The 25,772-nt window shown below is 38.7% G+C and carries 17 protein-coding genes and 2 riboswitches; of the genes, 13 read left to right on the forward strand and 4 right to left on the reverse strand.

Features of this window, described 5'->3' with window-relative positions; all coding sequences use genetic code 11:
- Positions 1–106: 106 nt before the first annotated feature.
- The 5 genes from AB1471_RS10390 to AB1471_RS10410 all read left to right on the forward strand — a co-directional run bounded on the left by AB1471_RS10390 (position 107) and on the right by AB1471_RS10410 (position 5,978).
- Positions 107–1,045, forward strand: coding sequence for an ABC transporter permease (locus AB1471_RS10390; RefSeq protein ID WP_367779694.1), 939 nt, complete (start codon positions 107–109; stop codon positions 1,043–1,045).
- Between the two features lie 179 nt (positions 1,046–1,224).
- On the forward strand, positions 1,225–2,079 hold the full coding sequence (locus AB1471_RS10395) for a carbohydrate ABC transporter permease (RefSeq protein WP_367779741.1): 855 nt from the start codon (positions 1,225–1,227) through the stop codon (positions 2,077–2,079).
- 29 nt (positions 2,080–2,108) lie between these two features.
- On the forward strand, positions 2,109–3,560 hold the full coding sequence (locus tag AB1471_RS10400) for an ABC transporter substrate-binding protein (protein ID WP_367779695.1): 1,452 nt from the start codon (positions 2,109–2,111) through the stop codon (positions 3,558–3,560).
- A gap of 103 nt (positions 3,561–3,663) precedes the next feature.
- Entirely contained in the window at positions 3,664–5,085 is a 1,422-nt protein-coding gene (locus tag AB1471_RS10405; RefSeq protein ID WP_367779742.1) for a glycoside hydrolase family 1 protein, read from the forward strand.
- Complete coding sequence (locus tag AB1471_RS10410) at positions 5,082–5,978, forward strand: ROK family protein (protein ID WP_367779696.1); 897 nt, start codon at positions 5,082–5,084, stop codon at positions 5,976–5,978. Before AB1471_RS10405 ends, AB1471_RS10410 begins: the two co-directional genes overlap by 4 nt.
- 236 nt (positions 5,979–6,214) lie before the next feature.
- On the opposite strand, the gene AB1471_RS10415 is transcribed toward AB1471_RS10410, so the two are convergent.
- A complete protein-coding gene (locus AB1471_RS10415) occupies positions 6,215–6,505 on the reverse strand; it encodes a DUF6509 family protein (protein ID WP_367779697.1) in 291 nt (96 codons plus the stop codon).
- Between the two features lie 268 nt (positions 6,506–6,773).
- Here AB1471_RS10415 and AB1471_RS10420 point away from each other — a divergent pair, with 268 nt between their 5' ends.
- The 3 genes from AB1471_RS10420 (at position 6,774) to AB1471_RS10430 (ending at position 11,956) form a co-directional block, all read left to right on the forward strand.
- Positions 6,774–8,231 (forward strand): potassium/proton antiporter, encoded by a 1,458-nt coding sequence (locus tag AB1471_RS10420; protein WP_367779698.1) that lies wholly within the window; start codon positions 6,774–6,776, stop codon positions 8,229–8,231.
- Positions 8,232–8,394: 163 nt separating this feature from the next.
- Positions 8,395–10,134 carry an ABC transporter ATP-binding protein gene (locus tag AB1471_RS10425; protein ID WP_367779699.1) on the forward strand — a complete coding sequence of 580 codons (1,740 nt, stop codon included), beginning with the start codon at positions 8,395–8,397 and terminating at the stop codon, positions 10,132–10,134.
- The gene (locus tag AB1471_RS10430; protein ID WP_367779700.1) at positions 10,115–11,956 is read left to right on the forward strand and encodes an ABC transporter ATP-binding protein; all 1,842 of its coding nucleotides are present in this window, start codon (positions 10,115–10,117) and stop codon (positions 11,954–11,956) included. Before AB1471_RS10425 ends, AB1471_RS10430 begins: the two co-directional genes overlap by 20 nt.
- A 535-nt stretch (positions 11,957–12,491) precedes the next feature.
- Here the strand turns inward: AB1471_RS10430 and AB1471_RS10435 are convergent.
- On the reverse strand, positions 12,492–13,442 hold the full coding sequence (locus tag AB1471_RS10435; protein WP_367779701.1) for a cation diffusion facilitator family transporter: 951 nt from the start codon (positions 13,440–13,442) through the stop codon (positions 12,492–12,494).
- A gap of 278 nt (positions 13,443–13,720) precedes the next feature.
- Between AB1471_RS10435 and AB1471_RS10440 the strand changes: the two genes are divergently transcribed.
- Positions 13,721–14,848 carry a DEAD/DEAH box helicase gene (locus tag AB1471_RS10440; RefSeq protein ID WP_367779702.1) on the forward strand — a complete coding sequence of 376 codons (1,128 nt, stop codon included), beginning with the start codon at positions 13,721–13,723 and terminating at the stop codon, positions 14,846–14,848.
- A gap of 35 nt (positions 14,849–14,883) precedes the next feature.
- Here the strand turns inward: AB1471_RS10440 and AB1471_RS10445 are convergent, their stop codons facing one another.
- On the reverse strand, positions 14,884–15,441 hold the full coding sequence (locus AB1471_RS10445) for a hypothetical protein (protein WP_367779703.1): 558 nt from the start codon (positions 15,439–15,441) through the stop codon (positions 14,884–14,886).
- A 1,174-nt stretch (positions 15,442–16,615) separates the two neighbouring features.
- Here AB1471_RS10445 and AB1471_RS10450 point away from each other — a divergent pair.
- The 3 genes from AB1471_RS10450 (at position 16,616) to metH (ending at position 23,339) form a co-directional block, all read left to right on the forward strand.
- Positions 16,616–17,272 (forward strand): potassium channel family protein, encoded by a 657-nt coding sequence (locus AB1471_RS10450; protein ID WP_367779704.1) that lies wholly within the window; start codon positions 16,616–16,618, stop codon positions 17,270–17,272.
- A 428-nt stretch (positions 17,273–17,700) separates the two neighbouring features.
- Positions 17,701–17,834: riboswitch (SAM riboswitch) on the forward strand.
- 218 nt (positions 17,835–18,052) lie between these two features.
- Positions 18,053–19,915 (forward strand): bifunctional homocysteine S-methyltransferase/methylenetetrahydrofolate reductase, encoded by a 1,863-nt coding sequence (locus tag AB1471_RS10455; protein WP_367779705.1) that lies wholly within the window; start codon positions 18,053–18,055, stop codon positions 19,913–19,915.
- Positions 19,893–23,339, forward strand: coding sequence for a methionine synthase (gene metH / locus AB1471_RS10460; protein ID WP_367779706.1), 3,447 nt, complete (start codon positions 19,893–19,895; stop codon positions 23,337–23,339). The genes AB1471_RS10455 and metH overlap by 23 nt, the downstream gene beginning before the upstream one ends.
- A gap of 273 nt (positions 23,340–23,612) precedes the next feature.
- Here metH and AB1471_RS10465 read toward each other — a convergent pair whose 3' ends face one another.
- Complete coding sequence (locus AB1471_RS10465) at positions 23,613–24,635, reverse strand: FUSC family protein (RefSeq protein WP_367779707.1); 1,023 nt, start codon at positions 24,633–24,635, stop codon at positions 23,613–23,615.
- Positions 24,636–24,924: 289 nt separating this feature from the next.
- A riboswitch (TPP riboswitch) is annotated at positions 24,925–25,026 on the forward strand.
- A 140-nt stretch (positions 25,027–25,166) separates the two neighbouring features.
- Here AB1471_RS10465 and thiT point away from each other — a divergent pair.
- Positions 25,167–25,724, forward strand: coding sequence for an energy-coupled thiamine transporter ThiT (thiT, locus tag AB1471_RS10470; protein ID WP_367779708.1), 558 nt, complete (start codon positions 25,167–25,169; stop codon positions 25,722–25,724).
- Positions 25,725–25,772: the final 48 nt, after the last annotated feature.

The following is a 25,772-nucleotide window of genomic DNA, read 5'->3' on the forward strand; positions in this document are numbered from 1 at the left end:
GTTTAATAATGACAGTAAATCTATATTTTATTAACTTTTTTCACTCTCTTATTATTATTACAATAATATTGTAAGGGTTTTCAAAAAAGAGAGAAGGGGGAGCGAAATGAATCGTGTGAACCATTTTCTAAAAGATATAAAGGATAATAGCGTATGGCTTTTAATGGTATTACCTGGAACAATATGGTTTTTGTTATTCTCCTATTTTCCTATGTTTGGAACGGTAATAGCGTTTAAAAACTTCCGGTACGATCCAGATGGTTTCTTTGCAAGTATACTTAATAGTGAATGGGTAGGATTTGAGAATTTTAAGTTTTTATTTAGCACGAATGACGCTTATATCATTACTCGTAATACAATACTATACAACTTAGTTTTTATTTTCCTCGGACTTGTTCTCGCTGTGTTTGTTGCGATCGTTTTAAACGAAATAGCAAACAAGAAATTAGCGAAAATTTATCAAACAGGGATGTTATTCCCACACTTTTTATCATGGGTCGTTGTTAGTTATTTTGTCTTTTCTTTTTTAAGTGTAGATAAAGGATTGATCAATAATACCTTAAGTTGGTTTGGCGTCGATGCCATCTCTTGGTACAGCGAGCCGGAATATTGGCCATACATCCTTGTATTTATGAGCATGTGGAAAGGTGTCGGATATGGAAGTATCGTTTACCTAGCTGCCATTGTTGGAATCGATAGAAACTATTATGAAGCCGCACTGATTGACGGGGCTAACAAATGGAATCAGATCCGCTTTATCACGATTCCTATGATTACTCCCTTAATGATCATTTTAACAATTATGAATATCGGTAGGATTTTTAATTCCGATTTCGGGCTATTTTACCAAGTTCCTAGAGATTCAGGGACACTTTATCCCGTTACTAACGTTATCGATACCTTTGTATACCGGGGATTAACAACGATGGGAGAGGTTAGTATGAGTACCGCGGCGGGACTCTACCAATCAGTAGTTGGATTTATTTTAGTATTGTTAACAAACTATCTTGTGAAAAAAATTGATAAAGAATATGCCTTATTTTAAAAATTCGATAAGACACATGACAATCGGCTAGGGAGGAGGAAGAATCTATGAAGAGAAAGTTATCGAATGAACAAGTGACAAAACCAGATGGTAACTTATCAGGGCAGACCATCCCTCCGAAAAAAAAGAAAAAACGTAATAAGGATCTACATAGCTTTAGCGGCTTTTCTAATGTAGTCATGAATATGATTCTGGGTATATTTGCTTTATTGTGTATCTTTCCTTTTATTTACGTCATCATCATTTCATTAAGTGACAAAGAAACACTTGCTCGAGAAGGGTTTCGTCTTATACCTGAGACGTGGAGTTTTGAAGCTTACGAGTATCTATGGCAGATGAAGGATCAGATGTTCCAGTCGTACTTTATTACCATCACAGTCACGGTCATTGGGACTATCATAAGTGTATTAATGATTTCTTTCTATGCATATGCCATTTCTAGAAAGCAGTTTAAATATCGTAAGTTTTTCACCTTTTTTGCTCTTTTCACCATGCTTTTTAATGGAGGTTTAGTTCCTTTTTATATTGTTGCAACTCAATTTCTACAGTTGCGTGATTCTATTTGGGCCTTGATTTTACCTCTTTTGATCAACGCTTTTTACATTATAATTATGAGAACCTTTTTCCAAAGAACGATTCCGGAACCGTTGCTAGAATCAGCTAGAATAGATGGTGCAAGTGAGCTAAGGATTTTTTTCCAAATTGTCATGCCTCTGTCTTTACCAGGGATTGCAACGATAGCCCTATTTAGTACATTAGGTTATTGGAATGACTGGTTTAATGCACTACTATTTATTGATGATCCGAACTTGATTCCATTACAATCACTATTAATGAAAATTGAAAATAACCTTGAATTTATTAGACAAAATGCCTTATCAGGGGGGCAGCAAGAAGGAATTTTAAGTGATATTCCACAAGATGCGGCGAAAATGGCAATGGTAGTTATTTCGACACTTCCAATAGCAATAGCGTATCCTTTCTTCCAAAAGTATTTTGTGAGAGGGCTAACCATTGGTGGTGTGAAAGAATAATTTCTAAAAAAACAAAAGGAGGTTTTATAATGGGGAATAAACTTATTTTATTATTAGTCTTGATGCTAAGTCTTTCAGCGATTCTTATGGGATGTAGCAGTAACGCAGCAGATAACGAAGATTCAGATCCTTATGAAATTAAATGGTACATGATCGGCACACCACAAAAAGATCTGGATCAAGTAATGGAAGAAGTCAATGAGTATACGAAAGAAAAAATTAATGCAACGATTGATTTAACTATGCTCGATTGGGGAGATTATGATCAGCGGATGCAGGTTATTGTAGCTTCTGGTGAACCATTTGATATTTCTTTTACAAGTTCATGGGCTAATAATTATGTATTAAATGCACGTAAAGGGGCTTTTGTAGAACTTGACGATATGCTAGACGAGTATGGAAAAGATTTGAAGGATGCAATTGATCCTGCATTCTTAGAAGGAGCAAAGGTTGGTGGGCATTTATATGCTGTTCCAACGAACAAAGAAGTAGGACAGCAGAGTGTACTCGTTTTTAACGAACGACTAGCTGATAAATATAATATGGACCTTTCAGTGGTTAATTCCTTAGAAGATGTTGAGCCATTTTTGAAAACGATTAAGGAAAATGAGCCAAACTTTAATCCAATCGCAACATTCTTTCCACCAGACATGCCATTTGACTATATTATCGATGATAAACATCCATTCGCCATTCCTTTAGATTCAAATGATCATAAGATTATCAATCCATATGAAACACAAGAAATGCTAGACAAGTTGAAAACGATGCACGATTATTACGAAAAAGGCTATATTCGAGCTGATGCAGCAACAAGTACAGACCCAAATCCATTAGAAGTAGAAAATTGGTTTATGCGTAAAGAATTTTATCAACCATACGCAGAACTTCAATGGTCACGTTCTGCAGGATATGATGTAGTGGTCCGTCCAGAGAGTGATCCTGTTACGTTAAATGGTTCGGTTACAGGTTCTATGCAAGCAATTTCTATCACGTCTAAAAATCCTGAGAAATCCCTTGAATTCTTAAACTTGCTAAACACGGATCCAAAATTGCGTACATTACTAGATATGGGAATTAAAGATGTTCACTATGAAGAAATGGAAGATGGGAAAATCAAAGACTTACCTGCACGTATAGAAAGTTTCAATATGCCGAGCTTTGCCATAGGTAACCAATTTATCTTACCGTTATACGAAGATGAACCAGAGGATAAATGGGATGCATTTAAAGAGTTTAATGAAAAATCTACACCTGCACCTACTTTAGGTTTTCACTTTGATCCATCACCAGTTCGTACAGAGCTTGCTGCTATCTCAAACGTAACAAATGAGTTCGCTAAACCACTATTAACTGGTTCAGTAGATCCAGAAGAATACTTACCAAAGGCAAACCAAAAATTTGAAGAAGCTGGTCTTGAAAAAGTATTGAATGAAATGCAAAAACAGTATGATGAGTGGAGAGAAGATCAGCAATCATAAAAGAATAACTAAAAAAAGACGGTGAAGATCGACAGTTGTCGTTATTTACCGTCTTTTCTATCATCCGTTAACTTTTTAACTAACCATATGAAAAAGAGGTGTACTGGAATTGAAACAAAAACAAGTGGATTATTATTTTCCAAAGGGATTTTGGTGGGGGTCTGCTTCTTCTGCAACCCAAATGGAAGGTGCTGCTAAACTAGGAAATAAAGGTCCGAATATATGGGATTATTGGTATGAAACCGAACCAAATCGATTTTTTAATGAAGTGGGACCAGAGCAAACTTCCCAATTTTATGACCGATATAAAAGTGATATTCAATTAATGAAAGAAGTAGGTCATAATAGTTTTCGTTTCTCTATCTCTTGGTCAAGATTGATACCGAATGGAAACGGAGATGTGAACGAACAAGCCATTCAATTTTATAATGATGTAATCGATGAATTGATAAGTAAGGATATCGAACCGTTCGTTAATCTTTTTCATTTTGATATGCCCTTATCGATGCAAGAGATGGGAGGATGGGAAAGCCGAGAGGTAGTGGAAGCCTATGTTAGATATGCTCAAAGATGCTTTGAGTTATTTGGGGATCGTGTAAAGTATTGGTTTACACATAACGAGCCAGTAGTTCCAGTTGAAGGTCAGTATTTATATGGTTTTCATTATCCTGCGTTATGCAACTTTAGCAAAGCCGTTCAGGCAGCTTTTCACGAGATTCTAGCGAGTGCAAAAGCAATCGAAATCTATAAAAGAATGAATCTCGGTGGCAAAATAGGCATCATCCTAAACCTGACACCTTCATACCCACGAAGTCAACACCCATCGGATGTGGAGGCTGCAGATCGAGCAGATTTATTATTCAATCGTTCTTTCTTAGACCCTTCTGTAAAAGGAACTTTTCCAAAAGAGCTCATTGAAATAATCCACAGTGAAGGATTTACCCCGGTGATAAAGGAGGGGGACTTGGCTGTTATTAAAGAAAATACTGTTTCTTTACTAGGAATAAATTATTATCAGCCACGAAGAGTGAAGACGAAAGAACATCTTTCTAATCCTTCAGCACCATTTTTGCCCGAACGCTACTTTGATTATTATGAAATGCATGGGAGAAAAATGAACCCGTACCGCGGATGGGAAATCTATGAAAAGGGGATTTATGATCTTCTGATTGATATTAAAAACAACTACCATAATATTGACTGTTTTATTGCAGAAAATGGGATGGGTGTAGAAAATGAAGAACGTTTTATCGGAACAGATGGAAGCATAGAAGACGATTACCGAATCAATTTTTATAAGGAACATTTAAAGTGGGTTCATAAAGCGATTGAAGAGGGAGTGAATGTTAAAGGATACCATGTTTGGACATTCATGGACAATTGGTCTTGGCTAAATGCCTATAAAAATCGTTATGGGTTGGTCTCTGTCAATCTTGCTGATGATTATAAACGAACGGTGAAAAAAAGTGGGAAATGGTTTCGGGAACTCTCTGATCTTAACGGTTTTAAGGATGTTACAAGATGACAAACTATTATTCTGTATTTGACATCGGTGGGTCGTCAATTAAACACTCTGTAATGGATGAAGTAGCGAAAGTTTACAAAACAACAAGTTGTATCACACCTGAACAAGGGAGTGGTGAACTATTTCATTTATTAATAGAGATCATCAGGCAAGACCAAGAACAATTCCCAATCAAAGGTGTAGCGTTAAGTGTGCCAGGTGCCATAACGCCATCATCAGGCGATATTCATTATGCAGGTTCTGTCACAGATTTAATCGGTGTAAATATTAAGACTAGGCTGAGAGATCTGGGTCTTCTGGTAGAAGCAGAAAATGATGCCAACTGTTCGGCATTAGCTGAAAAGTGGCAAGGGAATGCTAAAGAGTGTCAAAATTTCGTATGCTTAACAATCGGAACAGGTATTGGCGGAGGGATTTTCTTAAATGGTAACATTCACCATGGGGTTGATGGAATGGCAGGGGAAATGGGTTTAATGATGCTTAATACGTCACTGCCATTAACGAGGTTAACGGAAGAACAGACATTTAGTCGATTAGGCTCAACATGGAATTTACTTGATCGAATTAATAATAAAATGGATCAGAATTTAAATGGAGAGCAAATTTTTCATCTGTTTGAAGAAGGTCATCAGTTAATACAAAAGGAAGTTAATTATTTTTTTGATGTACTAGCGATTGGAACGGCAAACACTGTTCATGCGTTTGCTCCTGAAAAAATCTTATTTGGTGGCGGGGTTAGTGTACAAAAAAACTTCGTTCACTTAATTAAGGAACGACTCGAAAGGATTAATCCTCATATTTTGCAAATGACTAATATTGATCGTTGTCAATTCGGAAATCAGTCAGGTCAAATAGGGGCTTTATATCATTTCTTAAAGAGTCAGGGAAAATAATTGTTCGTCTCACTTGTTATCGGTGACTGACGCACAATCCTAGCAAGATGTGAGTATTCGAAGATATATTCTCATCTAATTGACCGTTTCCTATTCGAATTCTGGAAACGGTCATTGTTTTTTATCTATTTTCCCGGAAGAAGTGGGTGGAGTTCAATCGTGTTACCTTAGATATGACCTTCTTGTGATGTTACAAAAGCTTTTTAATATTAATAATAGATCCAAGCTTTTTCATATTATTGTTTTGGTAAGTTGTTGTTGCAAAATGATTCAATCATCGCTAGTTCCTCTGTCTCTAATTCAAAATCAAGTGGTTGAGCTGTTTTTTTATCAATCAATTCATACTTTACGATGCTTTCTACACCATCTTCAACTCGGTAAAGAACTCTTACATCAATTCCTGTTTCAGAATATAGCTCATCGTCTTCAGGCACATCAAGTTCAAGCGTAAATTCATAGCGCTCTCCAGTTAAGATGCCAAAAGGGTCTTTTAATAAATCAACGGAGTATTCCGTAATTGTAATCATGGTATCATCCTTTCTTGTTCTACTTGATATAGTATACAGAAAAAACATGGGAAAGTATTCTTTTGAAGGAAAAGTAGCTAGATGATGTCAGTAATTTTGATTAAACAGATTTCATGCTTCGCTGTTCTTACGATGATCCAAATACGTTTGGAGGTACTTCTTTCACTAAGGTATACGCAAAAAGTATAGAAATCCAAGACCTGATACCAGTGTAAGAATTAAAAGTTTGCTATAATTAAGATTATAAATAACTTGAAGGAGTGAGTCTGTGGCGTTTACGATTGACGGTTTGATTCTTTTAATGGCTTCAATGCTTATCATTGGGGTTTTAGCCACGAAATTTTCCTCTCGACTAGGTCTACCCTCACTTGTGTTATTTTTAATAGTGGGGATGATTCTAAGCAAATTTGTATTTTATGAAAATGCAGAGTTTTCCCAATTAATAGGAATTCTTGCCCTTATCATTATTTTGTTTGATGGTGGTTCTCAAACAAAATGGCATAGTGTTCGTCCAATTATTCGACCGGCAGCATCACTCGCAACACTTGGTGTGCTTATTACCTCAGGTGTTATAGGCGTTGCAGCCGTTCTTATTTTAAATTTATCATGGCTCGAAGGGTTGTTATTTGGTGCCATCGTTGGTTCGACGGATGCGGCAGCTGTTTTTTCTGTTTTAGGAAATAAAAATATAAAACAGCGATTAACCTCTACACTTGAGGCAGAGTCAGGTACAAACGATCCGATGGCTGTATTTTTAACAGTTATGTTTATTGAGTTGATTCAAGTTCCAGAAACTTCTTTGGTAAGTTTGATGGGTGGATTTTTCCTTCAAATGATTTTAGGACTTATTTTAGGTGTTTTATTTGGTAAATTAACGGTCACCGTTATAAATAAAATCAATCTGGATTCATCTGGTTTATATCCTGTTTTAGCTTTATCTTTCGCCGTTTTCACGTATTCATTTACAACGGAGGCAAATGGTAGTGGACTATTGGCTGTATACGTCATGGCCGTAGTTGTTGGAAATAGCGATTTAACGTACCGTACTTCTATCTTACGGTTCAACGAAGGCTTTGCTTGGATGATGCAGATTGTCATGTTTATTTTGCTTGGACTACTCGTATTCCCATCGCATTTGATAAGCATCATTTGGCAAGGTGTTGTACTATCGATTATCTTAATGGTCGTTGCTCGTCCGATTGGCGTATTTCTCAGTATGCTCGGAATGAAATACACGCTTAAAGAAAAAACCTTCGTGTCTTGGGCTGGTTTAAAAGGTGCGGTCCCTATCGTACTTGCAACCTACCCAATTGTCGCGGGAGTCCCGAATGCGGAACTCATTTTCAATGCTGTATTTTTCGTTGTCTTGACTTCGGCGCTAATACAAGGTGGAACGTTATCTTGGTTAGGAAATAAACTCGGATTAACGGGTGAAGAGGTGCAAGCGAATCCATACAGTTTGGAGCTCGTCAGCTTAGGTAAAACTGATTCGGAAATGATTGAACTAACGATTCCAAAACATTCAGCAGTAGCGGGTCAGTCGTTAATCGAAATCACACTCCCAGAAGATACGTTGATCACAGCGATCATACGTGATCAAGAGATTGTCACACCAACTGGTCAAACATTGGTTGAAGTAGGAGACACACTTTACGTATTGACTAAAAAGAAAACAAGAGATTTAGTTAAAATGAGTTTTTATCAAAAGAAACCAGCAGTAGGATAAAATCAACTTCAAAAATCGCAAATTACTTTCCTAGTTATTGAAAAGTGATTTGCGATTTTTTGTAAATTTTAGGGTGGGGATTTCGAGTTGCGAATTACTTTGACATTAACCATCTGAAATTTTGCGCTATAATTAATTGGGCAGATTGAAGGGCGGGGCCTTTATGAAGAGACTTTTTTCATTTTTAACACCCTATCGTGTGGCGATTGCGATCGCGCTGACTCTCATGTTAATGGAGCTGACAGTAGAGCTTGTTCAGCCCTTGTTGATTGCTTACATTATAGATGAGGGTATTTTAAAACAGGATTTATCAGTCGTGTTATTGTGGGGTGGCGTACTTGTAGGGTGCTCAGTTGTGGCATTTGCAGCGGGTGTGACGAATTCATTTTATTCTTCTCACGTTAGTCAAAGCTTAGGATTTGATGTAAGAAAAAGGCTCTACGATAAGGTTCAGGAATTTTCTTTCACAAATTTCAGCAGATTTCCTACATCATCACTAATCACGAGACTTACAAATGATGTAACGATGCTACAAAACACAGTTTTTATGGGCTTGAGAATTATGATGCGAGCACCGTTGCTCGTTATTGGTAGTATGATCATGGCGTTCTTAATCAATCCAAGATTGGCACTTGTTTTAGTGATCACTGTTCCACTCTTAATCCTATTCTTAGTTGGTATCATGAGTAAAGCTGGAAAGTTATTTAAAAAGGTCCAGCAACAAGTTGACCACGTGAATAATGTTATGCAAGAAAATCTTGTGGGCATTCGTTTGATTAAAGTGTTTCTCCGTGCACAACACGAAATGATACGGTTTAAACGATCAAGTGATGCACTAATGGACAAAACGGTGTCAGCTTTACGGTTGATCGAAGTCACAATGCCGGCTATTTTATTGCTGATGAACGTGAGTATTTTAGTGATTTTATGGTATGGAAGTGTGGGGGTTACGTCAAACCAAGCCAGTGTCGGGGACGTTGTTGCTGTCGTAAACTATGCGATGAGAATGACTGGAGCACTATCAATCGTAACGATGATCATAATGGTGCTCTCACGCGCTAAAGCCTCTGGTGATCGTATTAGCGAGGTACTTGAAACTGACATTGATCTAATTGATAAAGAATTAAGTGAAAATCGTGTAATAAAAAATGGCAACATTTCGTTTCAAAATGTTTCATTTGCTTACCCCGAATCGCACATTAATGTGATCAAGAACCTTTCCTTTACGATTAAATCTGGCGAAAGAGTCTCTATTATAGGGGCTACAGGATCAGGGAAATCAACGCTTTTTGGATTGATCCCGAGGCTTTATGATGTTGATGATGGGGAAATTAGAATTGATGACCGGGATATTACAGCATTTAAACTCGAACATTTACGTCAGCAAATTGGTTGTGTTCCTCAAGAAGTAATGTTGTTTACAGGAAGTGTCCGTGAAAATATTGCGTGGGGAGATGAGCATGCAACGTTCGAAGATATTCAGGAAGCTGCAAAGAGGGCCCAAATTCATGACACGATTATGACTTTACCTAAACAATACGACACCTTAATTGGGCAAAAAGGTGTTAATCTTTCTGGTGGTCAAAAGCAACGTATTTCGATTGCCCGAGCGTTAGTGCGAAAACCGACCATTTTACTATTGGATGACAGTACAAGTGCGCTCGATATGAAAACAGAAGCGAAGTTGCTTGAAGCGCTGTCTGAATTGTCATGTACGACGGTCATGATTACACAAAAAATAAGTACGACAATGGCCTCTGATCATATTTTGTTGCTTGATGATGGAATACTTTTGGCAGAAGGATCTCATCGTGAACTTCTCGAAACATCAGATCTCTACTGCAAAGTTGTTGAGTCTCAAGTGGGGAAGGAGACGTTCACTCTTGTTCAACGAGGTTACTAAACCATTTCGTTACAAAAAAAGATCACTAGAAGAAATAGATCAAGCAAATAGCAAGGCAAAAAGTAAGAAAAAAGCACAAAATTTTGGTGGTACGCTAAAGAAAATTTGGCACTATCTTGCAATGAACAAAGTAAAGCTATCTCTCGTAATAGTGATGGTCGTGATTAGCTCATCAATGGCACTACTTGGTCCTTTTTTAGTCGGTATGGGGATTGATGATTTTATAGTTAAGCAAGATACGGATGGCTTGATTCGCTTGTTATGGATATTAGCCATCATTTATGTGATTCACTCTTTAGCAACTTGGTTCCAAGCGTTATGGATGATCCGCATTGCTCAGAACACGGTGTTTACTATGAGAACACAGCTGTTCAATCATCTTCATAAGCTGCCAATTCCGTTTTTTGATAAACGACAACATGGTGAATTGATGAGTCGTGTGACGAATGATATGGAAAATGTGAGTTCAACGTTAAATAGTTCGGTGATTCAAATTGTATCAAGTATATTAACGTTGGTTGGGACAGTTAGCGTCATGCTCTACTTGAGTCCGTTGTTAACACTCATTACAATGCTTGTTATTCCAGCTATGTATATTGGTTTGAAATGGATTACGAAACGAACAGGTCGTTTATTTAAAGAGCAACAAAGAAATCTAGGCGAATTAAATGGGTACATTCAAGAAACCCTTTCAGGCCAACGAATTATTAAAACATTTTCACAAGAAAAGAAGGTTATTTATCAATTTGAAGAAAGAAATGAGCGTTTAAGGCTTGCTGGTTTTTGGGCTCAAACGTTTTCAGGTTTTATTCCTAAAGTGATGAATTTTTTAAATAACTTAAGTTTCGCAGCGATCGCACTTGTTGGTGGAGTGCTTGCGTTAAACGGAGTCGTATCAATCGGTGTGATCGTTATTTTTGTGGAATATTCAAGGCAGTTTACACGGCCTCTTAATGATTTAGCCAATCAATTTAACTCATTGTTATCCGCGGTAGCGGGAGCTGAACGTGTATTTGATATTATGAGCGAAGAAGAAGAGCGTAAAGATGAGCAAGATGCAGTAGATGTGGATGAGCTTCACGGTCGTGTTGACTTTTCGCATGTTTCATTTGGTTATGAAAAAGATGAAGACACGATTACCGATGTTAGTTTTTCCGTTGAAAAGGGTGAGACAGTGGCTTTTGTTGGGCCAACAGGAGCCGGTAAAACCACGATGATTAATTTGCTGTCACGTTTTTATGATGCTAATGAGGGTGTCATTTCAATGGATGGAAGAGATATTCAGACGATCACACGCTCAAGCTTACGGAGTCATATGGCGTTTGTGCTGCAGGATTCGTTTTTATTTGAAGGAACGATCCGTGAAAATATTCGCTATGGGCGTTTGAATGCAACAGATGAAGAAGTGGAGAAAGCAGCCCAACTCGCTAATGCAGCTTCCTTTATTAGAAAAATGCCAAAACAGTTTGATACCTATTTACAAGTTGATGGCCAAGGTATTAGCCAAGGACAGCGTCAGCTCATAGCAATCGCACGCGCCATGTTAGCTGATCCGAAAATCCTTGTACTCGATGAAGCAACGAGTAGTATAGACACCATCACAGAAATTAACATTCAAGAAGCATTGTCTAGACTGATGGAAGGACGCACTAGCTTTGTGATTGCGCATAGACTGAACACAGTCCAAAATGCGGACCAAATCCTCGTTCTCAACAACGGTGAACTTATTGAACGAGGTACCCATCAAAAACTACTTCAACAAAACGGCTTCTACGCCGATTTACATGCCAGTCAGCTGAAAGAGAAAATGATAAGCGATTAATTGCGTATGGCGGTCTCATTCACGTTGATGGTCATTCAGATGAGGTTGCTAAATGGTGCGATTGAGGTTACGGTATATTGGCATATAGGTTTGAGAAATTATGTATTTAGGATTAAGAAAGGATGAGGATAGAGGTGGCCTGGAATAGAATTTTATTTAAAGATAGAAAATTTTTGACAAGATTAATTAGTACTTTCATATGTAATATAATAGCTATAATATTAGCAGCGCAGAATGTAGAAATTTGGTTCTATTTTTTTATCATTTCTATCCTCTTATTAGGTATGAGTGCAAATAGAGCTGACCAGTTATGGCAGAGAGGTAATAGTTGAGAGAAGTGTCCACGGTAATGTCTGACTGGAGCGATAGCAGAAGGAATTTAAGGAGTGGATACGTGCGCATGATTTGCACCCTCTTTGTTTTTTACAATGAATGTTTTGCGATTCAGCGCAAAAAAACCTAGCTCATTGAAATTTGGGTCAGGTTTTTTTTGTGTTGGTTAGATCGATAGGCGAATGGGCTGGTAGGGCTTTTGTTACGTCCATTCCCTTATTTGGTTGTCTTCATCAAATTCAATGACGACGCTTGTCACGCCTTTTTGGGTATAGATGAGGTGTTCTAACCGGTCTTTAATGTCGTCTGCTTCTGCAATTGTCAATGTTGGGTCCACTTCGATTTCCACTTCTACGTGAAGGTGTTCGCCTTCTTTAATGACATCAAGCCGTTGAATGTCTTTAATCGATGAATCTGCAAGGACGATATCAGCAATATTCCCACGCATAATATCATCTGTTTCCCCGATTGCTCCTCGTGCATTTTCAAGGAAAACTCGGCCAACAACATAAAACATCATTAAACCAATGATAATCGATGCGAGTCCTTCTACTTGGCCGAGACCTGAATAATGAGAAATGATGACGGCGATCATCGCGAGTAACCCACCGCTTGTTGCCACTAAATCTTCCATAAAAACAAGCTTCGTTGCTGGCTTTGCACGATTTAAATGAGCAAAACTTTTTGTTAAGGGATTTACTCCAGAAGCGCTAATACCTACTTCATGAAGGATCTCTTTACCTGCTTTAAACAGAACAAATAATTCCAGAATAACAGCAATGCCAAGAACCCCTAAACTAATTAAAAAACCAGTGCTTTCCACCGGGTGTCTAAGGTGATTAATCCCTTCCTTGATTGTTTCATATGATAAAATTCCCACGATGATAACGGCACCAAGACAAACAAGGTTAACAAGACGACCAAATCCCTTAGGAAAACGTTCTGTTGGCGCTTTTTTAGATAGAGCTGAACCGATAAAAACGAAAAATTGATTCGCCGCATCTCCAAATGAGTGCATCATTTCAGCAAACATTGCTACATTCCCTGTTAAAAAGAATGCGCCCAGTTTTAAAAAAGCGATAAACGTATTAACAAAAGCGGCTAATAAAGAGGGTTTATTTCCTTCTTTTAGCAAACCAAATAATTCACCCATGACCCAACCTCCTTTTAATCTTTACCAATACTTGTATCATATTCCTACTATCCCCTCTTGAATAGAAACCACGAGCATTAAAAGCCTCACTATAATAAGTTTTCGCTCAAACATCTTAAAACATCCACTAAAACCCTGCAATGTAGTCATGGTGTGGTTTAAAGAAAATTTAGTGCGATAAAGGAGATAAGCGACTTTATTGTGCTAAAGTGATTTCCACATTCGACAAAACGGTGGTATAATGGAGAGATGAATTGATAGATCGGAGTGTGGATTTAATGTTCGTTCGTACGAAGGGAAGTTGGGAAGAGGCTGGTTTTGGTAACCGGACTGCTGTGCAGGATCAGGTGATTCCGCAGATGCTTGAAGGGCGTGATGTGATTGTTGAGTCGCCTACTGGAACGGGGAAGACGCTTGCATATGCCATTCCGGTGATTGAAAAGATGGATGTTAAAAAAAAGCTTCCACAGGCACTTGTTTTAGCGCCATCCAAAGAGTTGTCGATGCAAATTCTTGATGTTATTCAATCATGGGGCACGCCGAGTGGAGTGCGTGCAACTTCGATTATTGGCGGAGCTAACCCTAAAAGGCAGCTGGAGAAATTAAAGAAACAACCTCATGTTGTTGTGGGAACACCGGGGCGAATTTTGGAACTGATTAAACAAAAAAAGCTTAAAACGCATGAAATGAAGACAATTATTTTAGACGAGGCAGATCAACTTTTGTTGCCTGAACACAAGGGTTCTATCAGTGATATTATTAAAAGTACCTTGGCTGATCAGCGTCAGCTTGCCATGTTCTCAGCAACCCTTCCAAAAGAAACTGAAGTGCAAGGGCGAGAGATGATGAAAAACCCTGAACTTGTACGCATAGATCGTACTGAGTTTGTTGCTGAGGGTAATGTAAAGCATCAATACATGGTTTGTGAAGCAAGAGAGAAAATTGACTTGATTCGAAAAGTTGTTAGAATGTCGTCAATGAAAAGCGAAAAATCATTAGCATTTATGCGCGAAGTACGTGACGTTCTGATAGCAACAGAGAAGCTTAATTTTAAAAATATGGAGATCGCACCACTTCATAGTGATCTTAACAAAGAAGAAAGAGCAGCTTCAATGAGGAAGTTTCGTAAAGGGGAACTACCATTGATGCTTTCAACAGACGTTGCAACACGTGGCTTAGATATTAAGGATGTTACGTATGTTATTCATATGGACGTTGCGGAGGATTTGGATCAATATATCCACCGTTCGGGTCGTACGGGGCGTGCCGGAAAGAGTGGGACAGTTCTTTCTTTGGTTACACCTTATGAAGAAAAACAAGTAAAGCGATTTGCGAAACAGCTTGGGATTGAGCTTGAACCTGTGACGATTTATCGCGGTGAATGGCAACTAGATAAGAAGGAATAAAAAAGCATGATGTTCGCAGAGAAGGGGGGAATCCTTTATTCTGCGAGCATTATGCATTTTTTCTGTCGATAATTTCGAAGCAATCCTTCATATACGATGTGTTTGTTAGGAATAGCCAAAAAATCGTGCGGTGCGGTTAATCCAGGCTTTCGTGCGTTGGTCGGGTCTTCTACATTTTTTAAAACAGTCGCCACGAATTGAGAACAGAAAAAAGCGTTGCTTCGATTTATTTCTCGATTTATTAAAAATCCAACCAAGCCAATTAAGTTGTATTTATATAGATTCTTATTTGATATAAAATGATCGACTGCTTGACGAATGGATCGCCACTCTTTTTTCGTCACGCTTAGCTTCATCAGTAAACAAGAGGTATTACTTTTTAGTTTATAAATGCCGTTTTGAATATTTTCTTGAACGAAACCTGAAAATAGCGGACACACCATACTTTTTCGTCCAAAAGAATATAGTTCATTTAGTTCTGAATCAAAAGCAATCGAAACATGATTGTATTCAGCCTGCGTGAAATATTTAATGCAGCGTGTGAAAAGGGTTTTAGTATTGGTTAAAAGCAAATAAATGGACCGTGTTTTCATCGCTTACCTCCTGATCCTTTTAAAGGTCTACTTCTAATCCTATACGCACGAATCAAGGCGAAGTTTCATTTTTTGGATTTTTTGTCATATATAGAATGATGATTTCTGAAAAAAATGGATGTTGATTGGGTTTGTTATTGAAGGACCTTTATGCAACAAGGCGAAGGTAGAGTAGTATCAAACTGGTTGCTGTGGTGACAGTTCTTGTTCTTAGTTATACTTATTTCTATGCATTCACAAATATAATTATCTGTTTTTTATTTACTACACTAAAAATTATTGGAGCAGTTATTCCATTAGGTTCAATCTTATTAGTATCTAAAAATGCAATTGAGTTTTCCTTACCTGATAGAAACGCAGAAAAGACTTTACATTATTTTTTTCCATTCCCCTTTACTCTTAGGCTTAAGGGGAGTATTATAGCTTTCATAGTGAGATTCAAAGTCGCTAAATTTCGTTTTTTCGAAAGCGAGATCCACTTTACATCATTCTCCTTTTTAAGATATTTCAGAATTTTCTTAAAGTTTCGTGTGGATATGAATGAAGAAAAGGGGAAACTAATATTTGAAAAGTGGTTTCAGATTTTTGTACTGATTGGATTTGTATTAATTTTTTAAAATCAATTTAAAATATATTTCTCTCTTATAACTTCAATGATTTTACTTGTCGTAATTCTTACAGCGTCAGAAACCATAACTTTCGTACATTTTTTAAAATTTTTTTGTGTGTTTAAAAATATTCTTTTCATGGGGTTTATCTTTTTAGTTTACTGGTGAATACAATGGCTAATAAAAAGAAGAGAAAATCATCTACGAGTCCGGAAGAAGAGTCATATTAAAATGTTATATAGGAATTATATTTCGTTATAGTTTGTTCATGACATCAACTCAGGAAAATTCGAGAAGAATTTTTCTAGTCGGTAAGTAGTTTTTTTGTTATTTAGGAAATAATATTTTAAATAAATGCTGATAACTAAATATGTGAAAATTCATCATTGTGCTCTAGCGGTCAGTTTCTCGAGTCGGTCACACAATCAAGTAAACAAAATTCGTCTACTTGTGTTGTGCGTCTTATGCTTGCCTGAATAAGCCGTTTGCGCTTTTGTTTTCTACTCATACATTAGTTAAGAATAGTAGTGCTTTAGAACGCGTGTTATAGAAAAGGATGGATCAACGTGAAAAAACAAGTTGCTGTATTAGGATTAGGAAGCTTTGGTGGTCATTTAGTTGAAGAATTTCATCATATTGGAGCGGAAGTGTTTGCGATGGACCGTGACCCAGAGCTAGTGGATCGGTTCAGCGACATTGCTACTCATGTTATCCGTGGAGACGCACAAGATGAGCAACTCCTGATACAAGAGGGGATACGAAATTTTGATTTAGTCGTTGTGTCTTTTGGAGAAAACATTGAGGCAAGTATTTTAACAACGCTTATTCTTACAGACCTAGACGTAAAAGAAATTTGGGTGAAAGCATCAAGCCTTTATCATCAAAAGGTGCTCGAGAAAATTGGTGCAACGCGAGTAATCCGACCAGAAAAAGATATGGCTAAAAGAATTGCACACCGTATAACCTCTGAACATTTAATTGATTATGTTGAGCTTACAGATGAACATTCGATGGTTGAAATAAAAGCTACACCAAAAATAATTGGCAAGACGCTTGCAACCTTAAATGTAAGAAAGCGATTTGGTTGTAATATTGTTGGCATATACCGATCGCACGACATGATCGTTTCGCCGACTGGTGAAGACAAGATTTTAAAAGATGATATGTTGATTGTTATCGGCGAAAATCGTAAACTGCATCGATTTGAAAAGCAAGGGGTGTAATGATGTGTGAAAAAAGTTGGAGCATTCAGGTCACCCCAATCTTAATCGTGGTTTTATTGTGGGGACTTGCTATTAAATCACACGACCTGTCCATAGTAAAAAATACTATTCCCAAAAGGTACTTGCAGGGTGAAAGAAAAAACGTTCTCGCGTGTTGAGAACGTTTTTTTTTGAAAAGGTAGTTCAATTATCATGAACAGCTGATAAAGTGGATGCAAGCTTCGATAAACAGGTCATGAGCTTAGATAAACAGCTAACAAACTTCGAAAACACACCTCAAGTGATTACTAGTGGATGTATTCGATGATAATGAAGTGGAATAGTGGCTGTCAGGAATTACAGAGTAGGCGTAGAATTTTTTTATTTTTGAGTATTGACGCTATTGTGTATTTTTAGTAGAGTAATCTTAATTGAATAAATAGTTTGTATTCTTATCGAGAGAGGTGGAGGGACAAGGCCCTGCGAAACCTCAGCAACCTTCAATCTTTTTTTAAAAGTATTTGAAAAGGTGCTAACTCCATCTTGCCTGTAAACATTTGTTTGCGTGCAAGGAAGATAAGGAGAGTTGTCAGCTTATACGTACAGGTCTTCTTAATGATAAATAAGAAGGCCTTTTTGCATACAGATTTAAAAAAGACTTGTCGGTTTAAATGTAAGTAATCCTTTTTCATATGAAGGGAAGAACCCGCTAAAGTTCCAGAAATAGTTTTAAGCAAATAGCTACAAAACGAGCTGGCTCCACATTGGAGTGCAATACAAAAATAAGAGAGGGGAATAGACATGAACTTTTTGGATGCGCTTCAGGAAAAAATCTTAATTGCAGATGGAGCGATGGGAACGCTGCTCTATTCATACGGCACGGATCAATGTTTTGAAGAGTTAAACATTTCTCAAGCAGAACATATCCAACGCATTCACACAGCTTATATCAATGCAGGAGCAGATGTAATTCAAACGAATACATATGGTGGCAACTATCACAAGCTGGAACGATACGGTCTACAGGATCAGGTGAAAGAAATCAATAGTGCCGCTGTTAGAAATGCGAAAGCCGCTGCTACTGAAGGTACGCATATTCTTGGTACGATTGGCGGTATACGCGGTATTCGCCCACAATTCATTGAATTAGATGAAATTAAACGTACGTTTCGAGAACAGCTCTATTGTTTGCTTTTAGAGGGCGTGGATGGGTTGTTATTTGAAACCTATTATGATTTAGCAGAGCTGTCTACACTTGTACAAATTGCTCGCAAGGAAACGGATCTTCCAATCGTTGCACAAGTGTCTCTTCAAGAAGTTGGAGTGCTTCAAGACGGTACACCGATTACGGAGGCTTTGAAAAGATTAGAAAATGTTGGTGCCGATGTTGTTGGAATCAATTGTCGCCAAGGTCCATTTCATATGCTTAGAACGTTAGAAAGGGTGCCACTGCCCAAACACGCTTTTTTATCTTCGTATCCTAATGCAAGTCTTCCGTCCTATTCTGATGGAGCGCTTCAATATAACAACAATGCAGATTATTTTGGAGAGTGCGCAAAGTCTTTTCAAGCACAAGGCATTCGTTTGCTTGGAGGTTGTTGTGGCACGACGCCCGATCATATTCGCGCATTTTCTCAAGCGTTAGAAGGAGCTGTTCCGATAGAAGAAAAGCAGATCATCGTTCCTAAACCAAAAATTGAAGTACGATCGCAGTCACGTGTGATTCCTGAGCCTTTGCAATCCATTGTTTTATCTCGACCATCTGTTGTAGTTGAGTTAGATCCCCCAAAAAAACTGAACACAGATGCTTTTATGAGAGGGGCAAAAGCACTGAAGGACGCGGGGGCTGATGCGATTACACTAGCGGACAATTCTCTCGCTAGTCCACGTGTATCAAATGAGTCTCTTGGTCACCTGATCAAGCAAGAAGTTGGCGCAAGGCCACTTGTTCATATTACGTGTAGAGACCGTAATTTAATTGGTCTCCAGTCTCATTTAATGGGGCTCCATACGCTTGGGTTGCACGATATTTTAGCGGTAACAGGTGATCCGACAAAGGTTGGGGATTTCCCTGGAGCAACATCTGTGTACGATGTGTCTTCATTTGAATTGATTGAAATGATCCAACAGTTAAATCGAGGCATTTCAATGTCTGGTAAAGATTTAGGAGAATCAACTTCCTTTTCAATCGGCGCTGCATTTAATCCTCACGTACGAAGTGTCGAACGTGCTGTGGTGCGTATGGAGAAAAAGATTGCAGCTGGAGCAGATTATTTTATGAGTCAGCCTGTCTTTTCACAAGAAAAGCTATTGGATGTGTATGACCATACAAAACACATTGAAAAACCAATGTACATTGGACTTATGCCACTCACGAGTAGTCGAAATGCAGAGTTTTTACATCATGAAGTTCCAGGGATTAAGCTATCAGATGAGGTTCGTGAACGTATGTTAAAAGTATCTGATGATAAAGAAAAATCAGCTCAAGAAGGCATCTTGATCACAAAAGCATTGATTGATGCAGCGCTCGAGTTGTTTAACGGCATTTACTTAATTACACCATTTATGCGCTATGAGACCACGGTTGAATTAACAAGATACGCAAATGAACAAGCTGCCAAAAGAGCTGGAGGGATTTCGAATGTGTCCAACGTTATTCATTAAACAACTAGAGAAAAAAATCCTCATTATGGATGGAGCAATGGGCACGATGCTTCAAGAAGCTCAGCTGAGTACTGATGATTTTGGTGGAGAAGAACTAGAAGGCTGTAATGAAAATTTGAACCGAACGGCACCTAATTTAATTGAACAAATCCACGATGTTTATTTTGCGGCAGGAGCAGACATTGTTTGTACAAATACTTTCGGAAGCATGAGTGTGGTGCTTGAAGAGTACGATATTGGGCAAGACGCGTATGAATTAAGCAAACTTGGTGCTGAAATTGCCAAACGCTCCGCAGTTAAATGGTCAACAGCTGTTCAACCAAGATTTGTCGCTGGGTCTATGGGTCCAACGACGAAAACACTTAGCGTTACAGGGGGAACAACCTTTGAGGCGCTAACATCTTCTTACGCTGAACAAGCGAGAGGGTTGATTGACGGTGGAGCAGACTTGTTACTTGTTGAGACAAGTCAGGACCTTTTAAACGTTAAATGTGCTTTTTTAGGTATTCAAGAAGCATATGAACGAACAGGTAAAGAGCTTCACATCATGATTTCAGGAACGATTGAACCAATGGGTACGACACTTGCTGGACAAACAATCGAAGCATTTTATATAAGTGTTGAGCACATGAACCCAGTTTCCGTCGGACTGAACTGTGCAACGGGTCCTGAATTTATGCAAGATCATATACGATCACTTTCCGATTTAAGCAACTCGTACGTTAGCTGTTATCCGAATGCGGGATTGCCTGATGAAGAGGGACAATATCATGAAACAGCCGACTCATTATCCAAGAAGCTTGTAGGCTTTGCAGAAAAAGGCTGGCTAAATATTGTTGGCGGGTGTTGTGGTACGACGCCAGCTCATATCAAATCATTAGCCGAATCAATGAAGAAATTTAAACCTAGACAGATCGTGAAAAAGCAAGTACACACCGTGTCAGGAATTGAACCCCTTGTGTATGACGATCCATCCATGCGTCCCCTTATGATTGGCGAGCGCACAAATGTGATTGGCTCGCGTAAATTTAAACGATTAATCGCTGAAGGAAAGATAGAAGAAGCGTCTGAAATTGCTCGTGCACAAGTAAAAGGGGGCGCACATGTCATCGATATTTGTTTAGCCGATCCTGACCGTGAAGAACTAGATGATATGGAACAATTTATTCAGGAAGTCGTGAAAAAAGTGAAAGTTCCACTCGTGATTGATTCAACGGATGAAGCGGTTATTGAAAAAGCGCTTAAATATTCACAAGGGAAAGCGATTATTAACTCGATCAATTTAGAAGATGGTCTTGAGCGATTTGATGCCGTTATTCCTTTAGTTAAAAAGTTTGGTGCAGCGGTTGTTGTGGGAACAATAGACGAAATTGGAATGGGTGTATCTGTAGAACGCAAGCTTGAAATTGCCAAACTCTCGTATCAAATTTTAGTAGAAGATTATGGTGTGAATCCTTCAGATATTATTTTTGATCCACTTGTATTTCCAGTTGGAACAGGAGATGAGCAGTACATCGGTTCAGCGAAAGCAACGGTTGAAGGGATCAAAGCGATTAAAGAAGCACTGCCATTGGTGCAAACGACATTAGGCATTAGCAACGTGTCATTTGGTTTACCGCCAGTTGGTCGAGAAGTATTAAACGCTGTATTCCTTTACCACTGCACACGAGCAGGGCTTGATTACGCAATAGTTAATACTGAAAAACTAGAACGTTTCGCATCTATTTCAACAGAAGAAGTGAAGATGGCAGAAACACTGTTGTTTGATACAACAGACGAATCACTCGCACTCTTTACCGAATTTTATCGTGGAAAGAAAAAAGAAATGAAATCTACTATGCCTGATATGACACTAGAGGAACGCCTAGCTTATTACGTCGTTGAAGGGACAAAAGAGGGGTTGCTACCTGATTTAGAAAAAGCATTAGCAGCATACGAAGCACCTCTAAGCATTATTAATGGACCGCTTATGATGGGAATGAAAGAAGTGGGGCGTCTTTTTAATGCCAATCAGTTAATCGTTGCTGAAGTGCTTCAAAGTGCAGAGGTCATGAAAGCCTCAGTAGCTTTTCTTGAACCTCATATGGATGCATCCGATATGTCTTCATCTAAAGGAAAAGTCCTCCTTGCAACAGTAAAAGGGGATGTGCATGATATCGGAAAAAACCTGGTCGACATCATATTAAGCAATAATGGCTATGATGTTGTGGACCTTGGTATCAAAGTCACGCCTACTGTATTAATAGAAGGAATTAAGCGAGAGAAACCGGATCTTGTGGGTTTATCTGGATTACTCGTAAAGTCTGCTCAGCAAATGGTGATTACGGCAAGTGATATGCAAGAAGAGGGTTTGGAGATTCCGATTTTAGTTGGTGGGGCAGCACTCTCACGTAAATTTGTGGATACAAAAATTTCGCAAAACTATGAGGGGCTCGTGCTTTACGCGAAAGATGCGATGAACGGACTCACGCTTGCAAACCAATTGCAGGACGAGCTGGAGCGAGTGCAGCTAGTTAAAGAACGACAAGCGAAACGTGATGCCATTGCTAGTGCTGTTCCTTATGAAAAAAAAGAGAAATCGGTTATTGCAGTTAAAACGCGTCCAGCCGTTTCAACAGATGTACCTGTGTTCACTCCTTCAGACTTAAAACGAAGAGTGCTGAATTCATACTCCGTTGCTCACGTAGAGGCCTATATTAATATGCAAATGCTGATTGGGCATCATTTAGGTGTAAAAGGAAAAGTGTCACGCTTGCTGGCAGAAAAAGATGAGAAGACGATGAAAATTAAAGCTGTAGTGGATAACTTGATCTCTGAAGTAAAAGCAGAATCACTTATTCAACCTTCTGCTGTGTATCAATTCTTTCCTGCACAATCGAACGGGGATGATGTGATTATTTATGATCCGACCGATCATCGTCGCGAGATTGAACGCTTTACGTTTCCACGTCAACCTAGAGAACCGTTCCTATGTTTGGCGGATTATTTAAAATCAGTCGATAGCGGTGAACTTGATTATGTTGGCTTTTTCACTGTTACTGCTGGTCGTGGTATACGTGAAAAAGCGCAAATTTATAAAGATGCAGGACGCTTTTTGGAAAGCCATGCATTGCAGTCACTTGCTCTTGAAACAGCAGAAGGCTTTGCAGAGCTCGTTCACCAGCAAATGCGTGATCGCTGGGGCTTCCCGGATGCTGTGGACTTCACCATGCAAGAGCGTTTCAGTGCTAAGTATCAAGGCCAACGTTTTTCATTTGGCTATCCAGCTTGTCCTAATTTAGAGGATCAAGAAAAGCTGTTTAAATTGATTCAGCCCCAGGAAATCGGGGTTGAACTGACAGATGGGTATATGATGGAGCCGGAAGCCTCGGTTTCCGCGATTGTTTTTGCTCATCCGGAGGCTAGGTATTTTAATGTTTTGTAGGATTGAACGCGAAGGTAGAGGCAATCAAGCACGATAATTCTAATCAATCATGCGATGTGTATTTACAGAATCAGGGACATAACTACAGATTATGGTGGGGGCATCAGCGGTTATGTGCAGTTTTCCGAAGCTTAGAACTCGTTTATCGAAGTTAAGGTTTCCGTTATCGAAGCATACTCTCACGTTATCCACGTTTAGTGACTATTTACCTATAGTAATTTGAACAAAAAGCCGTTTCCCCAGCAAAGTCCTCAGGGAAGCGGCTTTTTTATACTATAAATCAGACGGCGTAGCACTTGGCACGCGGATGAAATCTTTTCGTTTACGGAGTAGGGCATGTATAGTCAGTAATTCAAAATAAATATAACTTTTTACAGGAAGCTCTTCTTCATCTGTTTGGTCCTTCAATGCACTTCGCATCGTTTGAAGGGGGGCGCGATCGACTGGTTCCATATGTTGTGTGCTGTGAACACGTTCGATTAACTGAGACATAAGCAGCCTAACATCTGCTATTTCTTTTTCAGTCCATTGAGGACGCTCCTCCAATGGCAGGCTTATTAAATTGGTTAAATGATAGGTTAACTGTTTTAACAAATAGATCTTTTTTTGATGCAAGTGAACCGTGCGCATCTCATCTCGTTTGTATTTATGGTATTGCCATTCTTCAAGTTGAAACCGGCAAAGAGTTTCTGTGCGCTCAAGCTTGTAGCGCAAGTGCTCTGCAGTCGTTTCTAATTCACGTGAACGGATTTTCCCAGTAAATAACTCTTCTAACCGTTGCTCAAAAATTCTTGCAAACTCGTGCTGAGATTGATCCAACTGATGCTTGATTTGTTGCTCGTATTTTGGTGGTAATAAAACAAAATTTACAATAGTAGAAGTAAATAGACCAATTCCCGTGGTTCCTAACCGTGTTAAAAAGGTTAGGAAAAAGTGATCTTCAGTACCAGGAATCATCGCAACGGCTGTTAATGTAGCCACAAGCATCCCTGCATCAAGACGTAGTTTATGACACAACCAAATGGTTACGACTGATGCGATCGCATAGGTTAAAGCAATTTCACCTAGCCAAAAAGTTGTAAGCATTGCAATGGCTCCACCAATGGATGAAGCAGGAAAGCGTATCAACCCTTTACGAATTGAATCAGCAGCGGTTGGTTCAATCGTCACAATGGCAGTAATGACAGCAAAAATGACGGGTAGATTAAGTGATTGGCAAATGAGTGCAGTTAAAAACACTGCAACACCAGTTTTCACGATTCGCCCTCCGACAAACCGATTGGTAATCCATTTCATACGAGGTAACATCCTTTATAGAAACATTGTAAAATAGTATTTAGATGGTCTTATTATACATATTCAATCATCCAGCTCTGTACTTTAAGGCTTCTCTGGTTTAGCCGCACAACCTAGTAGGAAAAAAGCGCCTACTTGCGTTGCGCACCCTATGCTTGTCGGGGTTAAATGAGCAGTTTTTGCTTTTGTAAATTCCAATTTTCTACAAGTATAGCATAGGATAGCATGAGACGAAGGAGAAATTTTTAGATGACAATATTTTTAAAAGGCGCTACAATGGTGTAGATGCAATTGCCACAAGGGGAGCCATAATGGCTGAGAGTGAACATCTTGTTCAGACCCTTTGAACCTGTAAGTTAATGCTTACGTAGGAATGTGGATGGAAACAGGAGCGGTATGCAATGTCTTGATTTTAATTCTAGGACATTTCTTTTTTTATGTACTTTGAGATTAATGATTTTCTAATAAAGTAGTAAAATGGCAACTGTTGAATTCCCTTCGTGCGAGCTACATGCAAAAGGAGGAATCAGAATGGAACGTACTAAGCTTTTATATTTACTTGAAATAGCAATCTTCTCTGCAATTGGTCTTATTTTGGACAAGCTTTCATTTTCCGTTTGGCCACAAGGTGGTTCGGTTAGCTTTGCGATGGTGCCGATTATTTTAATGGCGTTGCGCTGGGGGCTTAAAGGAGGTTTGTTGACAGGGTTTTTAGTCGGTACTCTTCAAGTCGTACTTGGAGGATCGTATATTATTGACCCTGTTCAAGGAGTTCTTGATTATCCAATCGCTTATACTGTTGTTGGATTGTCAGGGATTTTTTCTGGGGTAGTTCAACGTACGATGAGTGATGGGAAAATGAGAAAAGCAGTTGGATTTATTGTTTTAGCAACATTTGTTGGAATCCTTCCGCGGTTTGTTTGTCACTTTTTCGCAGGTGTTATTTTCTTCGGATCAGGATCACCAGGCGTACCAGCATGGCAATATTCTTTAGCTTATAACGGTTCTTACTTAGGACCTGCCTTTATTCTTACAGCAATCGTGACTGTTACCTTACTATCTACTGTACCAAGAATTACAACAAGGTAATGTTAAATGGCTTTGAATTTTTAACCAATTGGCAATAACGATATCCAT

Source organism: Jeotgalibacillus marinus, assembly GCF_040801915.1.
GTDB lineage: Bacteria > Bacillota > Bacilli > Bacillales > Jeotgalibacillaceae > Jeotgalibacillus > Jeotgalibacillus marinus.

Coding starts and splice junctions, on each gene's coding strand:
- AB1471_RS10390 (WP_367779694.1), top strand. CDS start 107: ATGAATCGTGTGAACCATTTTCTAAAAGATATAAAGGATAATAGCGTA.
- AB1471_RS10395 (WP_367779741.1), top strand. CDS start 1,225: ATGAATATGATTCTGGGTATATTTGCTTTATTGTGTATCTTTCCTTTT.
- AB1471_RS10400 (WP_367779695.1), top strand. CDS start 2,109: ATGGGGAATAAACTTATTTTATTATTAGTCTTGATGCTAAGTCTTTCA.
- AB1471_RS10410 (WP_367779696.1), top strand. CDS start 5,082: ATGACAAACTATTATTCTGTATTTGACATCGGTGGGTCGTCAATTAAA.
- AB1471_RS10415 (WP_367779697.1), bottom strand. CDS start 6,505: ATGATTACAATTACGGAATACTCCGTTGATTTATTAAAAGACCCTTTT.
- AB1471_RS10425 (WP_367779699.1), top strand. CDS start 8,395: ATGAAGAGACTTTTTTCATTTTTAACACCCTATCGTGTGGCGATTGCG.
- AB1471_RS10435 (WP_367779701.1), bottom strand. CDS start 13,442: ATGGGTGAATTATTTGGTTTGCTAAAAGAAGGAAATAAACCCTCTTTA.
- AB1471_RS10440 (WP_367779702.1), top strand. CDS start 13,721: ATGTTCGTTCGTACGAAGGGAAGTTGGGAAGAGGCTGGTTTTGGTAAC.
- AB1471_RS10445 (WP_367779703.1), bottom strand. CDS start 15,441: ATGAAAACACGGTCCATTTATTTGCTTTTAACCAATACTAAAACCCTT.
- AB1471_RS10455 (WP_367779705.1), top strand. CDS start 18,053: ATGAACTTTTTGGATGCGCTTCAGGAAAAAATCTTAATTGCAGATGGA.
- metH (WP_367779706.1), top strand. CDS start 19,893: ATGTGTCCAACGTTATTCATTAAACAACTAGAGAAAAAAATCCTCATT.
- AB1471_RS10465 (WP_367779707.1), bottom strand. CDS start 24,635: ATGAAATGGATTACCAATCGGTTTGTCGGAGGGCGAATCGTGAAAACT.
- thiT (WP_367779708.1), top strand. CDS start 25,167: ATGGAACGTACTAAGCTTTTATATTTACTTGAAATAGCAATCTTCTCT.